This window comes from Actinoplanes sp. CA-252034 (assembly GCF_050956125.1).
Lineage (GTDB): Bacteria > Actinomycetota > Actinomycetes > Mycobacteriales > Micromonosporaceae > Actinoplanes.
The window spans coordinates 10,311,421-10,335,158 of the sequence record NZ_CP191846.1 but is presented as its reverse complement, the minus strand read 5'-3'; the positions used below and the strand labels follow the sequence as shown (position 1 = coordinate 10,335,158).

At 71.4% G+C, this 23,738-nt stretch carries 17 protein-coding genes and 1 riboswitch; of the genes, 10 read left to right on the top strand and 7 right to left on the bottom strand.

Features of this window, described 5'->3' with window-relative positions:
- Positions 1 to 24: 24 nt before the first annotated feature.
- From ACQPZW_RS46815 to thrC, 4 genes are all read left to right on the top strand, one after another.
- Positions 25 to 2,751 carry an alpha/beta fold hydrolase gene (locus ACQPZW_RS46815; RefSeq protein ID WP_433792427.1) on the top strand — a complete coding sequence of 909 codons (2,727 nt, stop codon included), beginning with the start codon at positions 25 to 27 and terminating at the stop codon, positions 2,749 to 2,751.
- Positions 2,748 to 3,617 (top strand): ABC transporter permease, encoded by an 870-nt coding sequence (locus ACQPZW_RS46810; RefSeq protein WP_433792426.1) that lies wholly within the window; start codon positions 2,748 to 2,750, stop codon positions 3,615 to 3,617. Before ACQPZW_RS46815 ends, ACQPZW_RS46810 begins: the two co-directional genes overlap by 4 nt.
- A gap of 68 nt (positions 3,618 to 3,685) precedes the next feature.
- A complete protein-coding gene (locus ACQPZW_RS46805) occupies positions 3,686 to 4,594 on the top strand; it encodes a GNAT family N-acetyltransferase (protein ID WP_433792425.1) in 909 nt (302 codons plus the stop codon).
- Positions 4,595 to 4,726: 132 nt separating this feature from the next.
- A riboswitch (SAM riboswitch) is annotated at positions 4,727 to 4,865 on the top strand.
- Positions 4,866 to 4,874: 9 nt separating this feature from the next.
- Entirely contained in the window at positions 4,875 to 6,158 is a 1,284-nt protein-coding gene (gene thrC / locus ACQPZW_RS46800; RefSeq protein WP_433792424.1) for a threonine synthase, read from the top strand.
- Between the two features lie 233 nt (positions 6,159 to 6,391).
- Here the strand turns inward: thrC and ACQPZW_RS46795 are convergent, their stop codons facing one another.
- Both ACQPZW_RS46795 and ACQPZW_RS46790 read right to left on the bottom strand, forming a co-directional pair.
- Positions 6,392 to 6,826 carry a hypothetical protein gene (locus tag ACQPZW_RS46795; RefSeq protein ID WP_433792423.1) on the bottom strand — a complete coding sequence of 145 codons (435 nt, stop codon included), beginning with the start codon at positions 6,824 to 6,826 and terminating at the stop codon, positions 6,392 to 6,394.
- 46 nt (positions 6,827 to 6,872) lie between these two features.
- Positions 6,873 to 7,376, bottom strand: a complete 504-nt coding sequence (locus ACQPZW_RS46790) for an N-acetyltransferase family protein (protein ID WP_433792422.1) — start codon at positions 7,374 to 7,376, stop codon at positions 6,873 to 6,875.
- Between the two features lie 650 nt (positions 7,377 to 8,026).
- On the opposite strand from ACQPZW_RS46790, the gene groL reads away from it, so the two are divergent.
- A complete protein-coding gene (gene groL, locus ACQPZW_RS46785) occupies positions 8,027 to 9,649 on the top strand; it encodes a chaperonin GroEL (protein WP_433792421.1) in 1,623 nt (540 codons plus the stop codon).
- Positions 9,650 to 9,710: 61 nt separating this feature from the next.
- Here groL and ACQPZW_RS46780 read toward each other — a convergent pair whose 3' ends face one another.
- Entirely contained in the window at positions 9,711 to 14,981 is a 5,271-nt protein-coding gene (locus ACQPZW_RS46780) for an Ig-like domain-containing protein (RefSeq protein WP_433792420.1), read from the bottom strand.
- A gap of 176 nt (positions 14,982 to 15,157) precedes the next feature.
- Between ACQPZW_RS46780 and ACQPZW_RS46775 the strand changes: the two genes are divergently transcribed.
- A complete protein-coding gene (locus ACQPZW_RS46775; RefSeq protein WP_433792419.1) occupies positions 15,158 to 16,957 on the top strand; it encodes a glycerol-3-phosphate dehydrogenase/oxidase in 1,800 nt (599 codons plus the stop codon).
- Positions 16,954 to 17,238 carry a DUF4031 domain-containing protein gene (locus ACQPZW_RS46770; RefSeq protein ID WP_433792418.1) on the top strand — a complete coding sequence of 95 codons (285 nt, stop codon included), beginning with the start codon at positions 16,954 to 16,956 and terminating at the stop codon, positions 17,236 to 17,238. Before ACQPZW_RS46775 ends, ACQPZW_RS46770 begins: the two co-directional genes overlap by 4 nt.
- Here ACQPZW_RS46770 and ACQPZW_RS46765 read toward each other — a convergent pair.
- Complete coding sequence (locus ACQPZW_RS46765) at positions 17,210 to 17,848, bottom strand: HD domain-containing protein (protein ID WP_433792417.1); 639 nt, start codon at positions 17,846 to 17,848, stop codon at positions 17,210 to 17,212. The two genes, ACQPZW_RS46770 and ACQPZW_RS46765, sit on opposite strands and share 29 nt — an antisense overlap.
- 29 nt (positions 17,849 to 17,877) lie before the next feature.
- Between ACQPZW_RS46765 and ACQPZW_RS46760 the strand changes: the two genes are divergently transcribed.
- Both ACQPZW_RS46760 and ACQPZW_RS46755 read left to right on the top strand, forming a co-directional pair.
- Entirely contained in the window at positions 17,878 to 19,008 is a 1,131-nt protein-coding gene (locus ACQPZW_RS46760) for an FUSC family protein (protein WP_433792416.1), read from the top strand.
- Positions 19,009 to 19,263: 255 nt separating this feature from the next.
- A complete protein-coding gene (locus ACQPZW_RS46755; RefSeq protein ID WP_433797846.1) occupies positions 19,264 to 20,739 on the top strand; it encodes a PrsW family intramembrane metalloprotease in 1,476 nt (491 codons plus the stop codon).
- Positions 20,740 to 20,746: 7 nt separating this feature from the next.
- Here ACQPZW_RS46755 and ACQPZW_RS46750 read toward each other — a convergent pair whose 3' ends face one another.
- Positions 20,747 to 21,043: a GroES family chaperonin gene (locus ACQPZW_RS46750; protein ID WP_433797845.1), complete on the bottom strand. Its 297-nt coding sequence runs from the start codon at positions 21,041 to 21,043 to the stop codon at positions 20,747 to 20,749.
- A 151-nt stretch (positions 21,044 to 21,194) separates the two neighbouring features.
- Between ACQPZW_RS46750 and ACQPZW_RS46745 the strand changes: the two genes are divergently transcribed.
- Positions 21,195 to 22,448, top strand: a complete 1,254-nt coding sequence (locus ACQPZW_RS46745; RefSeq protein ID WP_433792415.1) for an AI-2E family transporter — start codon at positions 21,195 to 21,197, stop codon at positions 22,446 to 22,448.
- 63 nt (positions 22,449 to 22,511) lie between these two features.
- Here ACQPZW_RS46745 and ACQPZW_RS46740 read toward each other — a convergent pair whose 3' ends face one another.
- Positions 22,512 to 22,847: a DUF1416 domain-containing protein gene (locus ACQPZW_RS46740; protein ID WP_433792414.1), complete on the bottom strand. Its 336-nt coding sequence runs from the start codon at positions 22,845 to 22,847 to the stop codon at positions 22,512 to 22,514.
- Positions 22,848 to 22,849: 2 nt separating this feature from the next.
- Positions 22,850 to 23,698: a sulfurtransferase gene (locus ACQPZW_RS46735; RefSeq protein WP_433792413.1), complete on the bottom strand. Its 849-nt coding sequence runs from the start codon at positions 23,696 to 23,698 to the stop codon at positions 22,850 to 22,852.
- Between the last annotated feature and the right edge of the window lie 40 nt (positions 23,699 to 23,738).

The window sequence follows — 23,738 nt, the reverse complement described above, 5'->3', positions numbered from 1 at the left end:
TCGGATCGAGCTAGCGTGTGCGCCATGCCTGACCTGACCGCCGGATTGCGCCGTGCGCTCTCCCGGCTTCCCCGGCGCCGGGTCCTGCCCGCGGCCGCCGCTCTCGTGGTGCTGGCCGGCGCCGCCGTCTGGGCGGTCCGTCCCACGCCGGACGCCTGGACGACCGAGGACTTCCGGATCGCCGGCGCCGACGTCGAGTTGGACGCCCGCTTCTACCTGCCGGCCGACCGTGACGGCAAGGTGCCCGCGGTGCTGCTCGCGCACGGGTTCGGCGGCACCAAGGAGTCGGTCCGCGAGGACGCCGAGTCACTGGCCGGGCGCGGCTACGCCGTCCTCGCGTGGACCGCCCGCGGGTTCGGCCGCAGCACCGGCCAGATCCACCTGGACAGCCCGGACCACGAGGTCAAGGACGCGCAGAAGCTGCTCGACTGGCTGGCCGCCCGTCCCGAGGTGGTCACCGACGCCGCCGGCGATCCCAAGGTCGCGGCGGTCGGCGGGTCCTACGGCGGCGCGCTGGCCCTGATGCTGGCCGGGCAGGACCAGCGGGTCGACGCGATCGTCCCGCAGATCACCTGGAACTCCCTGACCGAGGCGCTGGTCCCGGGTGGCGTCTTCAAGAAGGCGTGGGCCGGCTACTTCTTCGGCAACGGTGGCGCCTCCGCGCTCGGCCTGCTGGGTGGTGGGCGTCCTCAGGAGCAGGGCGATCCCGCCTGCGGCCGGTTCGCCGAGGACGTCTGCAAGGCGTATCTGCAGATGGCCACCACCGGCATCCCCGACGAGACGACCAAGGCGCTGCTGCTCAAGTCCAGCCCGGCCACGGTCCTCGACAAGATCAAGGCGCCGACTCTGCTCATCCAGGGCGCCGTCGACACTCTCTTCCCGCTCTCCGAGGCGGACGCCAACGCCAAGGGCATCGCGGCGACCGGGACCCCGGTGCGGGTCGCCTGGTTCACCGGCGGCCACGACGGCGGCGCCGGCCCGGCCTCCGACTCCGACCGCCTGAAATTCCTCACCGCCCAGTGGCTCGATCACTACCTGAAGGGCGAGGGCGACGCGCCGGGCGACGACTTCACGTTCTCCCGGGTGGCCGGGTTCAGCGCGCTCGACCGTGGCCTGGTCACCAACGGCTACTCCACCGGGTCGTACCCCGGGCTCACCGGCACCGGCAGCTCAGAGATCACCCTGCGGGGCGAGGCGCAGCCGATCGCGAACCCGCCGAACGGCAATCCCGGCGCCATCTCGTCGATGCCCGGCATCACCAGCCGGCTCAGCTCGGTGCTCAGCGGCGGCGTCGCCATGGACGTGCCCGGCCAGCACGCCGTCTTCGAGTCGGCGGCGCTGACCGCGCCGGTCGAGGTGGCCGGCGCGCCCACGCTGCGGTTGCGGGCGGCCTCACCGACCGGCGAGGCGATCCTCTTCGTGAAGCTCTACGACGTCGACGCCAACGGGTCGGCGACGCTCAGCGCCGGCCTGGTCGCGCCGATCCGGCTCACCGGCCTGCCGGCCGACGTCAACGCCGCCCAACCGGTCAGCGTGACGCTTCCGGCGATCGTCCGGCAGATCGAGGCGGGCCATACGGTACGGGTCACCGTCGCCACCTCCGACCAGGCGTTCCTCACGCCCGCCCAGCCGGCCGTGTACACGGTCGCGGTGGAGCCGGCGCTGACCCTGCCCACGCTGACCGGCACGCCGATCGCCGACCCCGGCACCCTCTGGTGGTATGCGCTGGCCGGCGTGATCGGCGTGATCCTGCTCGGCCTGGTGGTGCTGCTGCTGGTCAGCCGGATCCGGCACCGGCGGCGGGACGTGGCCGTGGTCGAGGAGCACGCGGACACCCCGCTCGTGGTGAACGGGCTGCGCAAGGCGTACGGCGACGGGTTCGTGGCGGTCCAGGAGATCGACTTCACGGTCGAGCGCGGGCAGGTCGTCGGCCTGCTCGGCCCGAACGGGGCGGGCAAGACCACCACGCTGCGGGTGCTGATGGGCCTGACCCAGCCGACGGCCGGGGAGATCTACGTCTTCGGGCACCGGCTCGTCCCGGGCGCACCGATCCTGTCCCGGGTCGGCGCGCTGGTCGAGGGCCCGGGCTTCCTGCCGCACCTCTCGGGTGAGGAGAACCTGAAGGCGTACTGGCAGGCCACCGGCCGCCCGTGGGCGGACGCCCGTTTCGAGGAGGCCCTGGAGATCGCCGGTCTGGGCGACTCGATCCACCGCAAGACCCGCAAGTACAGCCACGGCATGCGGCAGCGGCTCGCCATCGCGCAGGCCATGCTCGGTCTGCCGGAGCTGCTGGTGCTCGACGAGCCGACGGACGGCCTGGACCCGCCGCAGATCGCCGAGATGCGCCGCGTCCTGCAGCGGTACGCGACCGACGGCCGGGCCGTGCTGGTCTCCAGCCACCTGCTCGCCGAGGTGGAGCAGACCTGCACCCACGCGGTCGTCGTCAACAAGGGCCGGATCGTCGCATCCGGCCCGGTCAGCGACATCGTCGGGGACTCCCCGTCGGTGCAGCTCGACGTCTCCGACGTGCCCGCCGCCACCCGGGTCCTCCAGGACCTGGGTGTGGCCTCGGTCACGACCGAGGGCACCAACGGCCTGATCGTCGACATGAACGGGACGGCCCGCTCCGAGGTGGTCGCCTCCCTGGTCGGGGCCGGCATCGGGGTGGACCGGCTGGTGCCGCGCCGCCGCCTGGAGGACGCGTTCCTGTCCCTGGTCGGCGACAACTCGCGAGGAAGTGGGGACCGATGACCACCCTGGAAGCCGCGTCCGGCTACAAGCCGTCGCGCACCATGCCGATCTGGGCCGAGGTGCGCCGGCAGGCGTCCCGCCGGCGCACCCAGATGGCGCTCGGTTTCATGGTGCTGCTGCCGCTGATCGTCCTGGCCGCCTTCGAGTTCGGTGGCGGCGGCCGCGACGACGACGACGGCAACGGCGGGGGCGCGTTCAGCAGCATGGCCGACCTGGCCACCTCCGGCGGGCTCAACTTCGCACTCTTCGGGCTCGCCGTGTCGGCCGGGTTCCTGCTGGTCGTGGTGGTCGCACTGTTCTTCGGCGACACGGTGGCCAGCGAGGCCAGCTGGGGCAGTCTGCGCTACCTGCTGGCGATCCCGGTGCCGCGGGCCCGGCTGCTCGGCGTCAAGCTGACCGTCGCCGCCGGATACTCGCTGCTGGCCCTGATCCTGCTCGTCGGCACCAGTCTGCTCGTCGGCACGCTGCGGTACGGCTGGTCCCCGATGGGCAGCACGATCGCCGCCGAGATCCCACCCGGTGAGGGGCTGCTGCGGCTGCTGGGGATCTGCGCGTACCTGGCCACCACCCTGCTCGTGGTGGCCGGCCTGGCGTTCCTGCTGTCGGTGCTGACCGACGCGGCGCTGGGCGCGGTCGGCGGCGCGGTGCTGCTGTGGATCCTGTCCAGCATCCTGGACCAGATCGACGCGCTCGGCGATATCCGCAACGGGCTGCCGACCCACTACACCGACGCCTGGATGGGCCTGCTCTCCACACCGGTGCAGACCGAGGACCTGGCGAAGGGCGCGATCTCCGCGGTGGTCTACGCCACCCTGTTCTGGGGCATCGCGTTCTACCGGTTCACCCGCAAGGACGTCACCTCCTGACAGTGCTTCCGCCCCGGCGGCGTCAATTCGGTTGACGGCCGGGGCGGGCGCGCGATGGCATGGCGGCCGTGACGGCTGACTTCTCGATCCGCCCGGCCCACCCCGACGACGCCGCCGCGGCGGCCGCGCTCCGCGCCGCGGTCCATCCCTATCTGGTCCGTGGCGAGGCCTCCACCCGCCGCATGTTCGCCGATCCACCACCCGGCGGGAACCGGATCCACCTGCTGGCCGAGCGCGACGGCGAGATCATCGGCCTGGTCTCGGCCTTCCGGGACACCCGCTCGGCGGACGCCGGCTTCGGCCGGATCGCGTTGCAGGTGCACCCACGGCGCCGAGGCCGGGGGATCGGCTCGGCCCTGCTCACCGAGGCGATCACCCACCTGCGGTCGATCGGGGTGTGCCGGGCGAGCAGTTGGGCGGCGCCGGAGGCGGTCGGGTTCGCCCGCGCCCACGGGTTCGAGCCGTCCCGCGAGATGCGCTTCTCGGCCCTGGATCTGACCGGGTTCGGCGACCGGCCGTTCCTTCCCGCGCCGGCCGGGATCCAGATGGTGCGGCTGCGCGAGCTGGCGGAGAAGGCGCTGTACGAGGCGGATGTGGCCGCCGCGACCGACGAGCCCGGTGAGACCCCGCCGCAGCCGACGCCCTATCCGCTGTGGCGCTACGAGATCTGGGACGAACCGGGCCTGGACCGGGACGCCAGCACCGCGGCCGTGGCCGACGGCGAGATCGTGTCGTTCTCGCTGGTGCTGCGTGACGGCGACCGGATGTGGTCGGACATGACCGCCACCGTCCCGGCTCATCGCGGCCGCGGCCTGGCCCACCTGGTGAAGACGGCAGCGCTGCGCCGGGCCGCAGCCTCCGGTGTACGCACCGCCTACACCAGCAACGACGAGGAGAACGCGCCGATGCTCGCGGTCAACAACCGTCTCGGCTACCGCCCGGTCGGCACCCAGATCTCCTGCCTCGCCGAGATATGACGACCGGCCGGGAGTGAGGACGACCGGCGGGGGTGAGGCCGACCGGCCGGGGGAGAAGGAGGTCGCTCACACCTCGGGAACTTCCTGTGGCGTTCGCGGGATCTCGTCGTAAGGTGTTGGAAACAACTGAATACCTCATCCAGAGGGGCAGAGGGATACGGCCCGACGAAGCCCCGGCAACCACCGCGCAGCGATTCTCGATGACGAGCCGCGCGTGGCAGGTGCTAATTCCGTCCCCGTTACGGCAGGTCGCCGCGGGGAAAGATGAGAGGAAACTCTAATGACGTCTGTCGTCGACGTACCCTCCACCGCCTCCACCTCGCCCGCTCGCGGCCTCGTCTGTCGTGCCTGCGGCGCTGAGTATCCTCTCGCCGCGCAGCACGCCTGTTACGAGTGTTTCGGCCCGCTCGAGGTCGCCTACGACGAGGCGGCGCTCGCGCGGGTGACCCGGGCCCAGATCGAGGCGGGCCCGCAGAACATCTGGCGTTACGCGGCTCTGCTGCCGGCGGGCCAGGACCCGGCGACCCGGGTGACCCTCGATCCCGGTCTGACCCCGCTGGTGGCCGCCCCGCAGCTGGCCGCCGCGGTCGGCATCGAGGCCCCGCTCTACGTCAAGGACGACTCGCAGAACCCGACGCACTCGTTCAAGGACCGGGTCGTCTCGGTGGCCCTCACCGCGGCCAAGGAGCTGGGCTTCAACCGGTTCTCCTGCGCCTCGACCGGCAACCTGGCCAACTCGGTCGCCGCCCACGCGGCCCGGGCCGGTGTGCCGAGCATCGTCTTCATCCCGGCCGACCTCGAGCAGGGCAAGATCATCACGACCGCGGTGTACGGCGGTGAGCTGGTCGCCATCGAGGGTTCCTACGACGACGTGAACCGGCTGTGCAGCGAGCTCGTGGAGACCGACGAGTTCGAGGACACCGCGTTCGTTAACGTGAACGTCCGCCCGTTCTACGCCGAGGGCTCCAAGACGCTGGGCTACGAGGTGGCCGAGCAGCTGGGCTGGCGCATTCCGGCCCAGGTGGTCATCCCGATGGCCTCCGGCGAGCTGCTCACCAAGGTGGACAAGGCGTTCAGCGAGCTGGTCGAGATCGGACTGGCCGAGGCCCCGGAGGGCGGCTGGACCGTCTTCGGCGCCCAGTCCGAGGGCTGCAACCCGATCGCGGTCGCCCTGCACGCCGACACCGACGTGATCACCCCGGTGAAGCCGACCGGCATCGCCAAGTCCCTCAACATCGGCGACCCGGCCGCCGGGCCGTACGCGATCGAGGCCGTCAAGCGCACCGGCGGGTGGATGGACTACGCGAACGACGAGGAGATCCGCGCGGGCATCCGGCTGCTGGCCGAGACGACCGGCATCTTCGCCGAGACCGCCGGCGGCACCACCGTGGCGGTGCTCCAGAAGCTGGTGGCGAGCGGCAGGCTCGACCCCACCAAGGAGACCGTCGTCTACAACACCGGCGAAGGCCTGAAGACGCTCGACGCGGTGGCCGGCCAGGTTGGACCGACCCACACGATCAAGCCGTCGCTGCGGGGCGCCCGGGAGGCCGGGCTGCTCGGCTGACACGCGCCGGGTCGCCCGACCGGCCGGGCGAAGGTCACCAATTCGTGACCAACTCTCACTGACCGTCACCGACGATCAGCCGGTTGTCAGAATTACCTCCTCCGAGGACTTGCACTCCGATCTCCGGATGGGCAGGATGCTCTCTGCGGGAGGATGCGACGCCGTACGAGGCCCCTCACCAGAGCTTGGCGACAATCTCCGAGGGTCCCAACGATCCAGCGCTGACCCATTGGCTACGTGCCCGGAGGCGCTGTGCGTCCGTCCTCCCGACCAAAGACCTTGAGCACCCACGGCCGCAGCGGTATGTCGTCCCGATAGTGGCCGTCGGCGAGCCCCGCGTTCTTCTCGAACCAGTTGCGCACCCCGTAGGACGTCGTCAACGCGATCGACCAGCCACAGGCGACCCAGTAGGCGGGCCAGAAAAGCGGGCCGAAGAACGCGTACTGGCTCGCGTGGCGGCACTCGTGGGCGAACAGCCGGGCACGCTCCTCGGCGAGCAGCCACTCGGCCGGACGGTTCGTGATGATCACCGAGCCGACCGTGAAACAGGAGCCGGCCGGCATCCGGAACCGGAAGTTCTCCGCGATCAGCACGCCGTGCCGTCCCCGCCGCACCCTCGTCCCGGTGCCGAGAGCGAGCAACAGCCCGGCGAGGGTCGTCCCGTTCACCGCGGTCAACGTCGTCCGCGTCACGTGCCACCCGCGCCCGGCCATCTCACACCCGCCGGCGCATCTGCAGCTCGGTGAGGACGCGGACGGTCGGGTGCGGCAGGCGCACCCCGGTGTCGGTGAAACCCAGCTTCTCGTACGCCCGGACGGCCCGCTCGTTGCCGCAGACCACCTCCAGCATCAGCTCGTCCCGCCCGGCCGCCGCCGACCAGTCGGCGACCGCCTCGACGAGCTGCCCGAGCAGTTTGCCACCCCGGTGGGCGGGGGTCAGGTAGACCGCGAAGATGACCGTGCAACCCGGCTCGCCGGGCACCGTGGTCCCGCCGGCGTGCCCGATCAGCGGCCCACCCGGGTCGACGATGAACTGGGCCGTGTCGGGCCCCTCGGAGGACTGCCGGATCCGCTGCCGGTAGCTCTCGTGCGACCGTGCCGCGGCCTGCGCCAGGGTCTCCAGGAACGCCAGCGGACTGTCCGCCAGCATCTCCAGGCGGAGCGCCCGCATGCGCCCGGCGTCATCCGGGGTCACTCGCCGTACGTCCCAGTTCTCCATGCCTTCATCACTACCGCCGGTCCACCGGCTCGGCAACCGGGTTGTCGCGAACCCGAGCGCACGGATGATGTCGCAGATCCGGGCACTGTCACATCGACGTCGCGCCGGAGCCGCTGATTCTCCTGATCGTCGGTCCCGTGATCCTCGCGGTGATGTCGGTCCTGCCGGGTCTCGCCGCCACCACGCCGTTCCGGGGTGCTGCTGTGCCGGTCCTCGGATGGGCGGTTGCCCGGAGGTGCCGGCGGCGGCCGGCATCGTCGGCTGGTCGGATGCGGTGCTCGTCACGTCCCGCCCGGTGGTGCCGGAGACCGCCGACAGCCCTCCTGAGCTGGGCTTGCAAGATCCTTAGCCGAAACGGCGGCCACTCCCGGGGTTTCGCGGGAAGATGGGGTTTCTTGCACTCGCCATCGGAGAGTGCTAAACAAGTGATTGGCACTCGCGCATGCTGAGTGCCAGCAGGTCGGGACGGTGGGGTTCCGGTTGCGATGCCGCCATCGGCATCGGGGCACGGAGCCGGTCGTCGCGGGCTATCCGGCTCGGCCTGAGGACGTCACCTTCGCCAGGTGGTGGCGTCCGCAGACTTTCCTCAACATGCGGAGAGCGGGGCCGACGAGGCCCGGCGCCGCGGATGTCCGGGAGGACAACGCCGTATGGCCAAGATCATCGCATTCGACGAGGAAGCCCGTCGCGGCCTCGAGAGCGGCATGAACCAGCTCGCCGACGCCGTCAAGGTGACCCTCGGTCCCAAGGGCCGCAACGTGGTTCTCGAGAAGAAGTGGGGCGCCCCCACGATCACCAACGATGGTGTATCCATCGCCAAGGAGATCGAGCTCGAGGGCACCTTCGAGAGGATCGGCGCCGAGCTGGTCAAGGAGGTCGCCAAGAAGACCGACGACGTCGCCGGTGACGGCACGACGACCGCGACCGTCCTGGCTCAGGCGCTGGTTCGTGAGGGCCTGCGCAACGTGGCCGCCGGCGCCAACCCGATGGCCCTCAAGCGGGGTATCGAGGCCGCCGTCGCCAGCGTCTCCGAGGAGCTGAGCAAGCTCGCGAAGGACGTGGAGACCAAGGAGCAGATCGCCTCCACCGCCTCCATCTCGGCCGCTGACACCACGGTCGGCGAGAAGGTCGCCGAGGCCATGGACAAGGTCGGCAAGGAAGGCGTCATCACCGTCGAGGAGAGCAACACCTTCGGCCTCGAGCTCGAGCTCACCGAGGGTATGCGCTTCGACAAGGGCTTCATCTCGGCGTACTTCATGACCGACGCCGAGCGCATGGAGGCCGTCTTCGACGACCCCTACATCCTGATCGCGAACAGCAAGATCTCCGCGGTCAAGGACCTGCTCCCGATCCTGGAGAAGGTCATGCAGGGCGGCAAGCCCCTCGTGATCATCGCCGAGGACGTCGAGGGCGAGGCCCTGGCCACCCTGGTCGTCAACAAGGTCCGTGGCACCTTCAAGTCGGTCGCCGTCAAGGCCCCCGGCTTCGGTGACCGCCGCAAGGCCATGCTGGAGGACATCGCCATCCTCACCGGTGGCGCCGTCATCAGCGAGGAGGTCGGCCTCAAGCTGGACGCCGCCGACCTGTCCCTGCTGGGCCAGGCCCGCAAGGTCGTCATCACCAAGGACGAGACCACCATCGTCGACGGTGCCGGCAACGCCGAGCAGATCCAGGGCCGGGTCAACCAGATCCGCGCCGAGATCGAGCGCTCGGACTCCGACTACGACCGTGAGAAGCTGCAGGAGCGTCTGGCCAAGCTGGCCGGCGGCGTTGCGGTGATCAAGGTCGGCGCGGCCACCGAGGTCGAGCTCAAGGAGCGCAAGCACCGCATCGAGGACGCCGTTCGCAACGCGAAGGCGGCCGTCGAGGAGGGCATCGTCCCCGGTGGTGGCGTGGCGCTGGTCCAGGCCGGCAAGTACGCGTTCGACAAGCTCGACCTGTCCGGCGACGAGGCCACCGGTGCCAACATCGTCCGGGTCGCGCTCGACGCGCCGCTGCGTCAGATCGCCGTGAACGCCGGCCTCGAGGGCGGCGTCGTGGCGGAGAAGGTGCGCAACCTCGAAGCGGGTTGGGGCCTCAACGCCGCGACTGGTGAGTATGTCGACCTGCTGGCCGCGGGCATCATCGACCCGGCCAAGGTCACCCGCTCGGCGCTGCAGAACGCCGCGTCGATCGCCGCGCTGTTCCTCACCACCGAGGCTGTCGTGGCCGACAAGCCCGAGAAGAACCCGGCTCCGGCCGGCGGCCCGGGCGGCGGTGACATGGACTTCTGAGTCCAGTCGTGACAAAGGGGCGGGCCGCGCGAGCGACCCGCCCCTTTGCTGTCCGTTCGATTCAGCTGCGGTGGCGGCCGGGGCGGTGGCGGCCGGGCTGACCGGCCGTGAGCAGCACCAGCACACCACCGATGACGATCGCGGCGACGCCCGCGGACGCGGCCGGGACGAGGTCGGCGCCGGTCGTCGGCAGCTCCACCGTGGCGGCGGCGGTGACCCGGATGGCGATCGTCGCCTTCGCGGTGCTCCCGTTCCCGTTCCGGATCGTGTAGCCGAGCGTCTCCGTGCCGGTGAAGCCGGTGGGCGCCACATAGGTCACGGTCAGGTCGGTCATGGTCGCCGTGCCCCGGTCCGGCTTGCTGATCTTGACGAGGGTCAGGTCGCCGCCGTTCGGATCGCTGTCGTTCGCCGTGGGCATGAAGGTGACCGTTCCGCCCGCCTCGACGGTGTAGCGGTCCTTCAACGCGCTCGGCGAAATGCCCGCCCCGTCCCCGGCCACCGTCACCGTGATGGTTCCGGTGGTCAGGTTGCCGTCCGCGTCCATGGCCTCGTAGGTGAACGAGTCGGTGCCGGTGAAGCCCTTGTCCGGCGTGTACGTGAACGTGCCGTCCGGGTTGAGCTGGACGGTGCCGTGCGCCGGCTCGCCCACCTCGGTCACGGTGATCCCGATGCCGTTCTTGTCGACCGTGGGCAGCGGGATGACGACGGGCTCGTCCGGCTTGGTGACCGCCTCCTTGTCCGGTGCGTGCGGCGCGGGGGAGACGGTGACCGTCACGGTCGAGCCGGTGCTCTGCCCGAGGGTGTCCCGGGCCCGGTACTCGAAGGTCGCGACTCCGGAGAAGCCGTCCGCCGGGGTGTAGACGATCTGGTCGCCGTCGGCCGTCGCGGTGCCGTGGTCGGGTGTGCCGATCGACACCAGGGCCAGCGGTCCCTCCGGAGCCACGTCGTTGTCGAGCACCGGGATCGCGAGCGCCCGCTGGTACGGCGTGGTCCCCCGGTCCGCGACGGCGATCGGCAGGTGATCGGTCACGGTCACGGTCACGGCCGCGGATGCCTTGCCGCCCTCGCCGTCGCTCACCTCGTACGTGAACTCGTCGGTGCCCGCGAAGTCCTTCCGCGGCGTGTACCGGATCCTGTCGCCGGTGACGGCGGCGGTGCCGTGACCGGGTTCGCCCACGGAGGCGACGCCGAGCCTCTGGTCGCCGTTGGGGTCGCTGTCGTTGCCGAGCACGTCCACGTCGACGTACCGGCCGCTCTGCACCGCGGCGACGTCCGCCGCGGCGACCGGGGCGGCGTTGCCCACGACCACGGTGACCTTGCCGTCGGCGGTGTCTCCGGCGGCGTCCTCGATGGTGTACGTGAACGTGTCGATGCCGTGGAAGGCGGAGGCCGGGCTGTACCGGACGGTACGGTCGGCGTTCACCGCGACGCGGCCGTGTGCCGGCTGCGCGGTGCGGACGACGGTCAGCCGGCCGCCGTCCGGGTCGCTGTCGTTACCGGTCACGTTGATGTCCACGGCTTTCCCGGAGGGTGTCGCGGCCGAGTCGGAGGCGGCCACCGGCAGCCCGGAGACCGTCACGGTGACGACGGCCGCGTCGGTGGCCCCGAGCTCGTCGGTGAGCTCGTAGGTGAAGGTCTCCGCGCCGGCGAATCCCGCGTCCGGCTTGTAGACCAGCCGCCCGTCGGTGATCGTCGCCGCGCCGTGCGCCGGGGTCTGCGCCCGGAGCACGCTCAGCACCTGACCGGTGTTCGCGTCGGTGTCGTTGGCCAGCACGTTCAAGGTGGTGGCCACACCGGACCGCACGGTGAACCGGTCGTCGAGCGCGTTCGGCGCCACGTTGGCGACGGTGACGACCACGGTCGCGGACCCGGTGTTCCCGGCGGGGTCGGCGACGGTGTAGGTGAACACGTCGGTGCCGCAGAACCCGGTGGCCGGGGTGTACGTGACCACGCCGCCCGGGGTGGTCTCGAGCGTCCCGTGGCCCGGGGCGGTCGTCGCCGTCATCGTCAGCTCGTCACCGTTCGGGTCGTCGTCGTTGGCGAGGACGCTGATCGTCACCGTGCCGTTCGTGCCGGTGCCGGCCGCGTCCGGATGGGCCCGGGGCGGCATGTCGACGGCGACCACCGAGACGACGGCGTGGGCCGTGCCGCCGTGGCCGTCGGAGACCGTGTAGCCGAACGAGTCGGCGCCGTGGAATCCGTTCGGCGCCCGGTAGGTGATGGTCCCGCCGAGCACCTCGGCCTGGCCGGCGGAGGGCGCGACGTCGACCGTGACGGTCAGGGTGTCGCCGTTCGGGTCGGTGTCGTTGGCGAGCACGTCGAGGGTGGTCGGTGCGTTCGACGAGACCGTGAGGGTGTCGGGCCGGGCGACCGGCACGGCGTTGGCGACGGTGACCGTCACGGTCCCGGTGGCACTCGCCCGGCCGTCGCTGACCGTGTACCCGAAGGTCTCGACGCCGCGGAATCCGGTGTCCGGGGTGTAGGTGAGCGTGCCGTCGTCGTCGAGCACCACGGTGCCGTGCGCGGGTGTGGTGGTACCGGAGACGGTCAGGGTGTCGCCGTTCGGGTCGGTCGAGTGTCCGGCCGGGTCGATGATCACCGGGGTGGCGTGGTCGGTGCTCGCCGTCTCGGTGGCCGGCACGGGTGCGGCGTTGGCGACCTCCACCCGTACGTCCGCCGTCGCGGTCTGCCCGCTGTCGTCCCGGATGGTGTAGGTGAACGCGGCGGTTCCGGAGAAGCCCTCCGGCGCGGTGTAGACGATCTTGCCGTCCTGGACCTGCGCGGCGCCGTGGTCCGGTGTGCTCACCGCGCTGACGGCGAGCGGGTCGTCGTTCGGGTCGGTGTCGTTGGCCAGCACGTCGAGGGTCGCCGTGCCGCGGTAGGCGACACTCCCGCTGTCGTCCGCCGCGACCGGCGGGCCGTTGGCGACGGTGACCGTGACGGTGCCGGTCGTGGTGCCGCCGTAGCCGTCCGAGATGGTGTAGGTGAAGGACACCGTCCCCTTGAAGGTGGGGGCCGGCGTGTAGACGATCTTCCCGTCGCTGATGCGGGCCGATCCGGTGCCGGCCCGCGGCTGGGTGACCGCGTCGAGCGTACGGGTGTCGCCGTTGACGTCGGCGTCGTTGGCGAGCACGTCGATCGTGACCGGGTCGCCCGGGCCGGTGGAGCTGTCGTCGGTGACCGCGACGGGGTCGGCGTTCGCGGTGCCGACGTCGACCGTCGCGGTGTCGAAGGCGCCGTTGCCGTCGGACACCTGGTAGACGAACGTGTCGGTGCCGCGCCAGCCGGGATCCGGGGTGTAGGTGATCGTCTGGTCGTCGTTCACCACCACCGAGCCGTGGGCCGGCGGAGTGCTGATCGCGACGGTGAGGGTGCCGCGGGTGTCGTCGGCGTCGGAGTCGTTGTCGCGCACCCGGATGATCACCGCGGTCCCGGAGCCGGTGCTCGCGGTCTCGCCGGTGGCCCGGGGCGAGGTGTTCAGGGTCAGGTCCACCGCGTCGGCGTTGTCGGCCGGGGTGTCGTCGTCGCCGACGCCGGTCACCGTGAGCTTCGCGGTGGCCCGGTCCGCGGTGGTGCGGTCCACGGTGGCCGGGAAGGCGATCGAGGTGGTGGTCGTCGGCGCCACCGAGGGCAGCGCGCAGGTCACCCGGCGGCTGGCGGCCGAGCAGCCGTGGGGCAGGGACCCGGGCGTCACCCCGGCGGGCAGGTCGACGGTGGCGACCGGCAGCGGCTCCAGCCCGGTGCCGTCGTTGCGGGCCGAGGCGGTGACGGTGACCGTCGCGGGTGTCGCATCGCGGTTCACCACGCTCGGCGTGACCGTCAGGTGGGCGACCAGGTCGACCAGTGGCCGCTGGACCGTCACCGTCGAGGTGTCGCCGATGCCGTTCAGCACGAGCCCGGTGCCGGCGCCCTCGTACCGCATGGTCGGCACGTTGACGATCGGGGTGCCGGGCGCTGTGGACTCGTTGACCCGGGCGCGGAAGGTGACGTGCGTGGTGGCGCCCATCGCCAGGTTCGGCAGGGTGAAGGTGAGCGGGGCCGCGGTGTCGGCGACCGGAGCCCCGGCCACGGTCATCGAGCCGGGCACGAAGGTCATGCCGCTCGGGACCGCGTCGGTGAGGACCGCGTTCCGGGCGCCGTCGATGCCCTCGTTGCGGACCGCGATGTCGTACTCGACGGTGTCGCCGGGCAGCAGGTCGCCGTCGTTCAGGTCGTCCACGGTCGTGACGGTGTCGAGGTCGGGGGCGAACAGGGTGGTGGTGAAGGTGATCGCGCCCGGATAGAAGGTGTCGCCGACGGTGGTCAGCCGCAGGGCCGCCGAGGTGTCGTTGTTGGCCAGCAGACCGGTGGCGTCGAACTGGTCGGCGTCGATGCCCATCAGGTTCCTGGCGTTCGGGTTGCGGGCGGTGTTCGCCGTGCCCCCGGTGCTGACGCTGCTGTTGAAGAAGTTGGTGACCGGGTTCTCCGGGTCCGACACGGAGACGCCGTTGAGTTTGAGGGCGTCGCCGACCTTCCCGTAGTCGCCCTCGTAGACGACCGTGCCGATGGCGGTGGCGAAGGATCCGGTCTGCGGGGTCTGGATGCCGGACACGGTGATGTCGACCGAGGCCGAGTTGCTGCTGACCACGCCGTAGCCGTCGTACACGCGGAGGCTGTGCATCGGCTCGGCGGCGTTGTAGTACGCGATGACGAGAGCCCAGCCGGCGTACCGGTCGTTGCCGGTGCCCGCCTCGATGTCGGCCACCCGGTAGGAGCCGTTGCCCGCGCCCGCGACCTGTGCGGTCACGTCCGCGAACTGTTGGTAGGTGGTGACCCCGCTCGGCTCGAAGTTGGTCGTCGCGGTGACTCCGGCCAGGGCGCCGCCGGGCACGCCGAAGCGGACAATGCGCTTGCGGGCGGCGTTGCGGGCCGCCGCACCGCTCGTGCCGGCGCTCGTGTCGGCGCTCCAGTAGAGGCCGGCGAAGAGCACCCGGCTGCCGGTCGGCATGTTGACGGCCGCCTCGCTGTCGTTGAACGTGTCGGCGCTGCCGTCGGTGTCGGTGTACCCCATGACGTAGCCGTTGTTGTTCAGCGTCTCGGCGCCGTTGTTGTCGTTGATCCCGGCCCGGGCATGGGCACACGTCGCCACCGCGGCCGAGCACTGCATGTTGGTGTTACCGGTGATCAGTATGGAGCCGTTCGTGTTGACGCTGTAACGCGTGGTGAACGGGTTGGTGATCGCCGCCTCGGCCTTCTTCGACGAGACGGCGATACCGAACGTGACCACGAGCGCCATGGTGATGATCGCGGTGATCACCTGCCGCGCGCGTGATCGCAGAACGGCTCGGGGCATGTTCTCTCGCATCCTGGGGGAGCGGCCCTACGGGCCGGGAATTGCCAAACGTAGGAACGGCTGAGTGCAGATCGGGCGCAGTTCGTTGCCCGTTGGGTTGCAGGGCCGCGCCCGGCGCGATGAGCCCGGAGAATTCCCTCGCCGGGGGGAACGGGCGAAGCGCTAACGTGGGACGGGTGCGTGATCCCTCCGTCTCCCGCAACTCGGCCGGCCGGCTCTCTCCGATCCGTCGCACCGCCGACCTGCGGCGGCTGCGTGACGAACAGTTCGACGTCCTGGTGATCGGTGGCGGCGTCACCGGCGCCGGGGCCGCGGTCGACGCCGCGTCCCGTGGGCTCAAGGTGGCCCTGGTCGAGGCCCGTGACTTCGCCGCCGGCACGTCCAGCCGGTCCAGCAAGCTGATCCACGGCGGTCTGCGCTATCTGGAGCAGCTGGAGCTGCATCTGGTGCACGAGGCGCTGACCGAGCGTGGCCTGCTGGCCACCCGCCTCGCCCCGCATCTGGTGCGCCCGGTGCCGATCCTGGTCCCGCTACCGAGCGCCAACCTGCCGAAACGGGCCTGGCAGCGTGGCTACTACGGGCTCGGCGTGGCGGCGTACGACGCGTTCGCCGGGATGTTCGGCTCCGGCCGGGGCATGCCGCTGCACCGGCACCTGACCCGTGACGGCGCCCGGCACATGTTCCCGAGCCTGCGCGCCGACAGGATCGTCGGCGCGATCCGCTACTTCGACGGCCAGGTCGACGACGCCCGCCTCGTGGTCAACCTGGCACGGACCGCGGCCAGCCTGGGCGCGGCCGTCGCCACCAGCGCCCGCGTGGTCGGTTTCGTCCGCGAGGCCCGGCAGGTGGTCGGCGTCCGCGTGCGCGACCTGGAGTCTCCCGATCAGGAGCCCTTCGAGGTCCGGGCCGGGACGGTGGTCGCCGCGACCGGGGTGTGGAGCGACGACATGTCGCAGATGCTCAACGACGTCGGGGTGCGCCCGGGCTTCCGGGTCCGCGCCTCCAAGGGCGTGCACCTGGTGGTGCCGCGCTCGGCGATCACCGGTGAGGCCGGGCTGATCCTGCGGACGGCGACGAGTGTGCTCTTCGTCATCCCGTGGGGCGGCCACTGGATCATCGGCACCACCGACACCGACTGGCAGCTCGACCGCGCCCACCCGGCGGCCTCCGCCCGTGACATCCGGTACCTGTTGGACCAGGTCAACGCGGTGCTGGACCGGCCGCTCACCACCGACGACATCGAGGGCGTCTACGCCGGGCTGCGGCCGCTGCTGTCCGGCGAGGCCGACTCCACCTCCGCGCTGTCGCGTGAGCACGCGGTGGTCGAGCCGATGCTCGGGCTGATGCTGGTGGCCGGGGGCAAGTACACGACGTACCGGGTGATGGCGGCCGACGTCATCGACCGTGCGGTGCGTCGTCTCGGTGTCCCGGCCCGGCCGTCCCGCACCGACGAGCTGCCGCTGCTCGGCGCGGACGGCTACGCCGCCGCCTGGCGCGACCGGCAGGACATCGCCCGGCGGCACGGCGTCACGGCGGGCGTCGTCGAGCATCTCCTGGAGCGGTACGGGACGTTGACCGTCCACCTGCTGGCGATGATGGCAGCCCAGCCCCAGCTGGCCGTCCCGCTCACCGGCGCCCCGGAGTATCTGGCGGCCGAGGTGGCGTACGCGGCGCTCGCCGAGGGCGCGCTGCACCTGGACGACGTGCTCACCCGGCGGACCCGGATCTCGATCGAGACCGCCCACCGCGGTGCCGAGTCGGCCGGGCACGCCGCCGAGATCATGGGCGAGGCCCTCGGGTGGGACGCGACCGTCCGGCAGAAGGAGGTCGAGCACTACCTGGCGCGGGTCACCGCCGAGCGGCAGTCCCAGACCATGCCGGACGACGCGACCGCCGACGCGGCCCGGATCGGCGTGCCGGACGTGCGCGGGCTGGCCGCCGACCGGAGGATGCCGCTGCTCGAGATCGAGCTTTGATCCTCGTCGACGAGCCTCGCTGGCCGGGTCGTGGCCACCTGTGGTCCCACCTGGTCAGCGACGTCTCCTACGCCGAGCTGCACGCCTTCGCCGAGATGCTGGGCGTGCCGCGGCGCGGGTTCGACCGTGACCACTACGACATCCCGGAGGCGCGGTTCCACAGCGCGCTGTGGCTCGGCGCCACGCTGCTGCGCTCCCGTGACCTGACCGCCCGCCTCCGCGCCTCCGGCCTGCGCCGCCCGAAACACCTGGTCAGGCCAGCTCCTCGAGCTCGGTCTTGAGGTTGGCGCGGGCCCGCTCCTCCCACTCCTCGTGGATCGGGGCGAGGCGGTAGATCGACGGCAGGTTCAGCAGCTCGGTGAGCACCCGGGAGCGGCCGGCCCGGAACGCGTCGTCGGGGACGTGAGCGTACTCACGGCGGATCGCGCTCGTGTACGCGATGTAGCGCTCGGCGTCGGCGGCGAGGATCGACAGGTCCGCGTCGCAGAGCAGCTCGCCGTCCGGGTCGTCCTCCTCGGTCGCGTGCCCGGCGGTCAGGTTGACCAGGCGGGCCACCTCGGCCGACACCTCGTCCGGGGCGCCCAGGCTCTGCAGCAGGCCGGCCGCGAACTCGGCGCTGTCCCGTTCGTTCGCGTCACCCAGGGCACGGGGGTCGTAGACGGCGTCGTGCAGCCAGGCGGCCAGGCGTACCCGATCGGGATGGGGGGTGAGGTGAGCGAAGCGATCGATCACCTCGAGCACCGACGCGAGGTGGCTCACGTCGTGGTAGTGGCGCTGCGGCTCGCTCCAGCGGCCGAGCAGGTATTGCGCGGCCGCGTCCAGGTCCGTGTCGTCGGCCGTGGCGCCGGCGCCGCGAGCCGCGGACCGGAAGGCATCGGGGAGAGATGTCACCCAGGCATCCTGGCACGTAGGTTGAGATCATGATCGGCCGGTTGACCGCCGCGCTGTCCCGGGGCCGGGCCGGGCTGATGCTCGCCGTGCAGGCCGGGCTCGCCGCCGGTCTGGCCTGGTTCGTGGCGCACGACCTGTTCGGCCGCCCGATGCCTTTCTTCGCGCCGATCGCCGCGGTGATCGCCCTCGGCTCCTCCGTCGGGCAGCGGCTGCGGCGAACCACCGAGCTGGTCGTCGGGGTCGCCGCCGGGATCGGCCTCGGTGACGGCATCATTTTGCTGATCGGCGCCGGCCCGGTCCAGATCGGGGTGATCGTGCTGCTCGCGGTGCTGCTGGCCACCGCGGTCGGCGGCGGCGCGCCCCTGATCGTGCAGTCCGCGTCGTCGGCCGTGCTCGTCGCCACCCTCACCTCGACCACCGGCCAGCCCTGGACCCGCTTCCTGGACGCCCTGGTCGGCGGCGGGATCGCCCTGGTCGTGATGACCGTGTTGCTGCCACTCAACCCGCTCACCGTGGTCCGCCGGGCCGCCGACCCCGCGTTGCGGGCCTTCACCGGTGGGCTGCATGACGCCGCGGCGGGCCTGGCCGACTCCGACGCGTCGGTGGTGCGGGCCGCGGTGGAGCGGCTGCGGGCGGCCGAGGGCACGTTCGCGGCGTTCAGCGCGGCCATCGACGCGGCCCGGGAGAACGTGGCCTTCGCGCCGGCCCGCTGGCGGTCCCGTGGCGCCCTCGCCCAATACGTGGAGGGCGCCGCCCAGCTCACCTACGCGCTGCGCAACGTGCGGGTGCTGCTGCGGCGGGCACAGACCGCGATCGAGGACCGGGAGCCGATCCCGGAGGTCCTGCCGGTCTCGGTGCGTCACCTCGGCGACGCGGTGGAGCTGCTGCGGCAGGAGTGGGACCGGGGCGACGAGCCGGTCAGCGCCAGACGGCAGGCGCTGCTGGCGGTCGGCGAGTCAGGGCGTGCCTATCAGGCCGGGGTCGGCTACTCCGGGGGCGTGGTGGTGGCGCAGACGCGTACCGCGGTGGCCGATCTGCTGCGCGCCACCGGTGTCGAATACGCCGAGGCGACACGTCAGGTGCGCGACGCGATCGGCTGGCGCGGGCGGCCGCACGGGACACGCCGGAAGCCGGGCCGCTCCGGGTCGATGCCGTCGTGATCGGTTTCGGGCTCCTCGGGCCGGTCGAACGCGGCCGCGGTGACTACGCTGGCGGTCATGGCCGATGTCTCGCCGAGCGGAACGCCCGATCCCGCCGACCGCCCGCAGTCCGCCCCTCCGGCTGTCCCCTCGCCGTCGGCCTTCGAGCAGCCGGCGATCCGGCCGTCGTCACCGGCGTCGGGTGCCTTTCCGTCGTCACCGGTGCAGAGCAACTACCCGTCCTCCTCGGCGCAGTCTCCGCCCGCGTCGCCCCCGATGGCGTATTTCACGCTGCCCCAGCAGGCGCCGCTCACGCCGGTGCAGCTGCCGGCCGGGTCGGAGCCGGTTCCGCCCTACGAGGTGAGCGGTGACGCGGCGAAGGCCGTCCCCGGCCGCCGTACCGGTTGGCGGCGCTGGCTGCCGATGACCGCGGCGATCGTGGTGATCGCGCTGGTGGCCATCGGGATGCTCACCTACCTCGGCTACAACATCGGGGTCACCGGCCTGGCGATCGGCCTGACCGCGGCCATCCTCCCGGTGCCGTTACTGGCCGGCACCTTCGTCTGGCTGGACCGCTACGAGCCGGAGCCGACGAAATACCTGGTCTTCTGCTTCGCCTGGGGCGCGGCGATCGCGACCGCCGTGGCCCTGGTGGTGAACACCGGATCGGCCTGGCTGTTCGACAAGGCCGGGCTGCCGGACGCCCTGGTCGCCGTGCTGGTGGCGCCCTTCATCGAGGAGACGATGAAGGTGCTCGGCCCCCTCCTGGTCTTCTGGCGGCGGCGTACCGAGTGGTCCGGCATGACCGACGGCATCGTCTACTGCGGCCTGTCCGCGCTCGGCTTCGCCATGGTGGAGAACGTGCTCTATCTGGGCGGGCACGGCTATGCGGCGGGCGAGGCCGAGTACGGCCCGGCCACCGGCCTGCAGAACGTCTTCCTGATCTTCATCGTGCGGATCCTCTTCACCGGTTTCGCGCACCCGCTCTTCACCTCGATGGCCGGTATCGGCCTGGGTCTGGCGGCGCGGTCGGGCAACCGGACGATGCGGTGGCTCGCCCCGGTCGGCGGCCTGCTGCTGGCGATGATGCTGCACGGCATCTTCAACCTGCTGCCGACACTGTCCGCCGCGACCGGCGAGACCATGATCATGTTGTACGGCTATCTCGGCTTCATGGTGCCGTTCTTCTTCGCCGTGGTCGGTCTGGCCCTGGCTCTGCGCAGCTGGGAGGGGCGGCTCGCCGAGCGGGTGCTGTACCGGTACGCGGAGGCCGGCTGGTTCGCCCCGGCCGAGGTGGCCGCGCTGGGCACACTGGGCCGCCGGCACGCCGCCCGTGAGTGGGCACGCCGGGTGGGCGGTCCGGTCGGGCACCGGGCGATGCGCGCGTTCCAGTTCGCCGCGACCCGGCTCGCCCTGATCCGGGACGGGCTGGAGCGTGGTCTGGCGCGGACGCCGGTGGACCTGCAACGGGCGGTCGACGAGGAACGGGAGCTGCTGGTCGCGATCACCGGCTACCGGTCGGCTTTCGCCGGGCGCGACCCGCAGACGCCGCCGTCGTGGTGGGACGGGCGCAACTACCGGATCACCTTCCCGGACGGCGTGGTGCGTACCGTCGCGCCACCGCCCGAGCCGGTGATGCCGGTGCCGATCGTCCTGCCGCCCCCGCCGCCGCCGGTCTACGGCGGTCCCTACGGCGGGCCGTATGGTGGCCCGCCCCCGTTCGCCCCGCCGCCACAGCAGCAGCGGTGGTGACGGGGTCTCAGAGGTAGAGGCCGGTGCCGTCCGACTCGACCCGGTTGGCGGCGACCGCGTGCACGTCCCGCTCGCGCAGCAGGACGTAGCCCTTGCCGTGCAGCTCCACCTCGGAGCGGTCGTCCGGGTCGAAGAGGACGCGGTCGCCGACCACGATCGACCGGACGTTGGGCCCCACTCCGACCGCGGTGGCCCAGGACAGGCGCTTGCCCATCGAAGCGGTGGCCGGGATCACGATGCCGGCGGTCGACCGTCGTTCCCCCTCGCTGCCGTCCTGACGGACGAGGACGCGGTCGTGCAGCATCCGGATCGGCAGTCCGGTCTCGGTACGGGTGTCGGCACTCACGCTGCAGACGGTACGCCGCCGCCCGCCGGCCCCGTCGCCGGGTAAGGCGTCGCGGGCGTACGCGTACTAGCGTGACTACTGCGAATTCGAGGTGGAGGGGGTTATCCGGTTGAACCGCTTCCAGCGCGTCCGGGACAACGTGATCAAGGCGTATGACGCCGGCCGGCAATCGGTGCGGCAGGCCCGGGCGGACCGTCCGGCGGAGTCCGACAGATATGACGAGTTCCTCCCACCGACGTCGGAGGCCGAGATCGTGCACGCCTCGACGAACAGCCGGGACGACGCCGACGTGCCACAGCCGCTGCGCATCGCCGCGGCCTGGAGTTGGCGGCTGATCGTGGTCGGCGTGATCGGCTGGGCGCTGCTCCGCCTGATCGGCATGGTCAGCATCGTGGTCGTCCCGCTGGCCATCGCGCTGCTGTTGTCCGCGCTGTTCGGCCCGGCGGTGGGCTGGCTGCTCCGGCTGCGCCTGCCCCGGTCGCTGGCGACGTTCCTGGTGCTGGTCACCGGCATCGGCCTGCTGGTGGGCACGCTGACCCTGGTGGTGAACGAGTTCATCGCCGGTGTGCCGAAACTGACCGAGAACGCGGCGGCCGGTGTCAACCAGATCCAGACGTGGGCCAAGACCGGTCCGCTGCACCTCTCCAACGACCAGGTGGCCCAGGGCATCTCCGCGGCGCAGGAGTGGGTGAACTCGAACACGGCGGCCCTCACGTCGACCGGCATCGCCACCGTCGCGACCATCGCCGAGCTGGCCACCGGCATGCTGCTGGTGATCTTCGCGACGTTCTTCTTCCTGCGGGACGGCCGGGCGATCTGGCGGTTCATCGTGCGGCTCTTCCCGGTGAACGCGCGCTGGTCGCTGGCCGACGCCGGGGACGCAGGCTGGCGCACGCTCGGCGCCTACGTGCGGGCCACCGTGCTGGTCGCCTTCATCGACGCGGTCGGCATCGGCCTGGCGCTGATGGTGCTCGAGGTGGAGTTCGCGTTCCCGCTGGCCGCCCTGGTCTTCCTGGGCGCGTTCGTGCCGATCGTCGGCGCCAGCGTGTCCGGTGCGGTGGCCGTGCTGGTGGCGCTGGTCGACGAGGGCTGGGTGATCGCCCTGATCACGCTGGGCGCGGTCATCCTGGTCCAGCAGATCGAGGGCCACGTGCTCCAGCCCCTGATCATGGGCCGGGCGGTGTCGGTGCACCCGCTCGCGGTGATCATCGGGATTGCGTGTGGCGTGGTGCTGGCCGGGATCATCGGGGCGCTGGTGGCCGTGCCGTTGATCGCCGTGCTGAACACAGCGGTCCGCCGCCTGTCCCGGCGGCGCCCGGAGGTCCCACCCCACGCCGAGGTCGTGACCACCGGCGGAGCGTGAGCGGCCACATCGAGCCATGAAAAGGGGGACCCCGAGGGGTCCCCCTTTTCAACAGAGCGTGGGTCAGACGGTCGCCACGTTCAGCGTGATCTCGTTGACGCCACGGGCGGCGTCGACGGCCAGTTCGCCGTTGCCGTGCCGGCTGAGCGCCCGCACGGTCCAGGAGCCGGGAGCCGCGAAGAAGCGGAACACGCCTTCGGGCGAGGAGACGACCTCGGCGGTGAACTCACCGGAGCCGTCCAGCAGGCGCACGTAGGCGCCGCCGACGACCTCGGCGTCCGCGTTGCGGACGACACCGGTGATGACCGTCTCCTTGGCCAGGTCCACGCTGCTGGGGAGGGGCGCGGACTGGTCGGGGGCGGCGCAGCCGGCGGCCACGTTGGTAGCGGGAGAAGTCATGATCAGGCCTTTCCGGGCTCGTCGCCGAGGGCGATCGGCACGCCGATGAGCGAGCCGTACTCGGTCCACGAACCGTCGTAGTTCTTCACGTTCTCGTGGCCGAGGAGCTCCTTCAGCACGAACCAGGTGTGCGAGGAGCGCTCGCCGATACGGCAGTACGCGATGGTGTCCCTGCTGCCGTCGAGGCCGGCCTCGCCGTAGATCTTGGCGAGCTCCTCGTCGGACTTGAAGGTGCCGTCCTCGTTGGCGGCCTTGCTCCACGGCACGCTGATCGCGGTCGGGATGTGGCCACCCCGCTGCGACTGCTCCTGCGGCAGGTGCGCCGGGGCGAGCAGGCGGCCGGCGAACTCGTCGGGGCTGCGCACGTCGACCAGGTTCTTCACGCCGATGGCCTGGACGACCTCGTCACGGAACGCGCGGATCTCCAGGTCCGGAGCCTTGGCGGTGTAGGAGGTCTTCGCCCGGACCGGCACGTCCTTGGAGTACGGACGGGCGTCGAGCTCCCACTTCTTGCGGCCGCCGTCGATCAGGCGGACCTGCTCGTGGCCGTACAGCTTGAAGTACCAGTACGCGTAGGCCGCGAACCAGTTGTTGTTACCGCCGTACAGGATCACGGTGTCGTCGTTGGAGATGCCCCGCTCGGAGAGCAGCGCCTCGAACTGCTCCTGGTTGACGAAGTCACGCCGGACCGGGTCCTGCAGGTCCTTCTTCCAGTCCAGCTTGATGGCGCCGGGGATGTGGCCGCCGTCGTAGGCGGTGGTGTCCTCGTCGACCTCGACGAAGACGAGGCCCGGGGTCTCCAGGTTCTGCTCGGCCCACTCGGCCGAGACGAGTGCGGTGTCGCGACTCATCGGTTCACTCCCTGTGGAAGGTGGGTGGAGGGAGAGTCAG

Coding starts and splice junctions, on each gene's coding strand:
- ACQPZW_RS46815 (WP_433792427.1), top strand. CDS start 25: ATGCCTGACCTGACCGCCGGATTGCGCCGTGCGCTCTCCCGGCTTCCC.
- ACQPZW_RS46810 (WP_433792426.1), top strand. CDS start 2,748: ATGACCACCCTGGAAGCCGCGTCCGGCTACAAGCCGTCGCGCACCATG.
- thrC (WP_433792424.1), top strand. CDS start 4,875: ATGACGTCTGTCGTCGACGTACCCTCCACCGCCTCCACCTCGCCCGCT.
- ACQPZW_RS46790 (WP_433792422.1), bottom strand. CDS start 7,376: ATGGAGAACTGGGACGTACGGCGAGTGACCCCGGATGACGCCGGGCGC.
- groL (WP_433792421.1), top strand. CDS start 8,027: ATGGCCAAGATCATCGCATTCGACGAGGAAGCCCGTCGCGGCCTCGAG.
- ACQPZW_RS46780 (WP_433792420.1), bottom strand. CDS start 14,981: ATGCCCCGAGCCGTTCTGCGATCACGCGCGCGGCAGGTGATCACCGCG.
- ACQPZW_RS46760 (WP_433792416.1), top strand. CDS start 17,878: ATGATCGGCCGGTTGACCGCCGCGCTGTCCCGGGGCCGGGCCGGGCTG.
- ACQPZW_RS46755 (WP_433797846.1), top strand. CDS start 19,264: ATGGCGTATTTCACGCTGCCCCAGCAGGCGCCGCTCACGCCGGTGCAG.
- ACQPZW_RS46750 (WP_433797845.1), bottom strand. CDS start 21,043: ATGCTGCACGACCGCGTCCTCGTCCGTCAGGACGGCAGCGAGGGGGAA.
- ACQPZW_RS46740 (WP_433792414.1), bottom strand. CDS start 22,847: ATGACTTCTCCCGCTACCAACGTGGCCGCCGGCTGCGCCGCCCCCGAC.
- ACQPZW_RS46735 (WP_433792413.1), bottom strand. CDS start 23,698: ATGAGTCGCGACACCGCACTCGTCTCGGCCGAGTGGGCCGAGCAGAAC.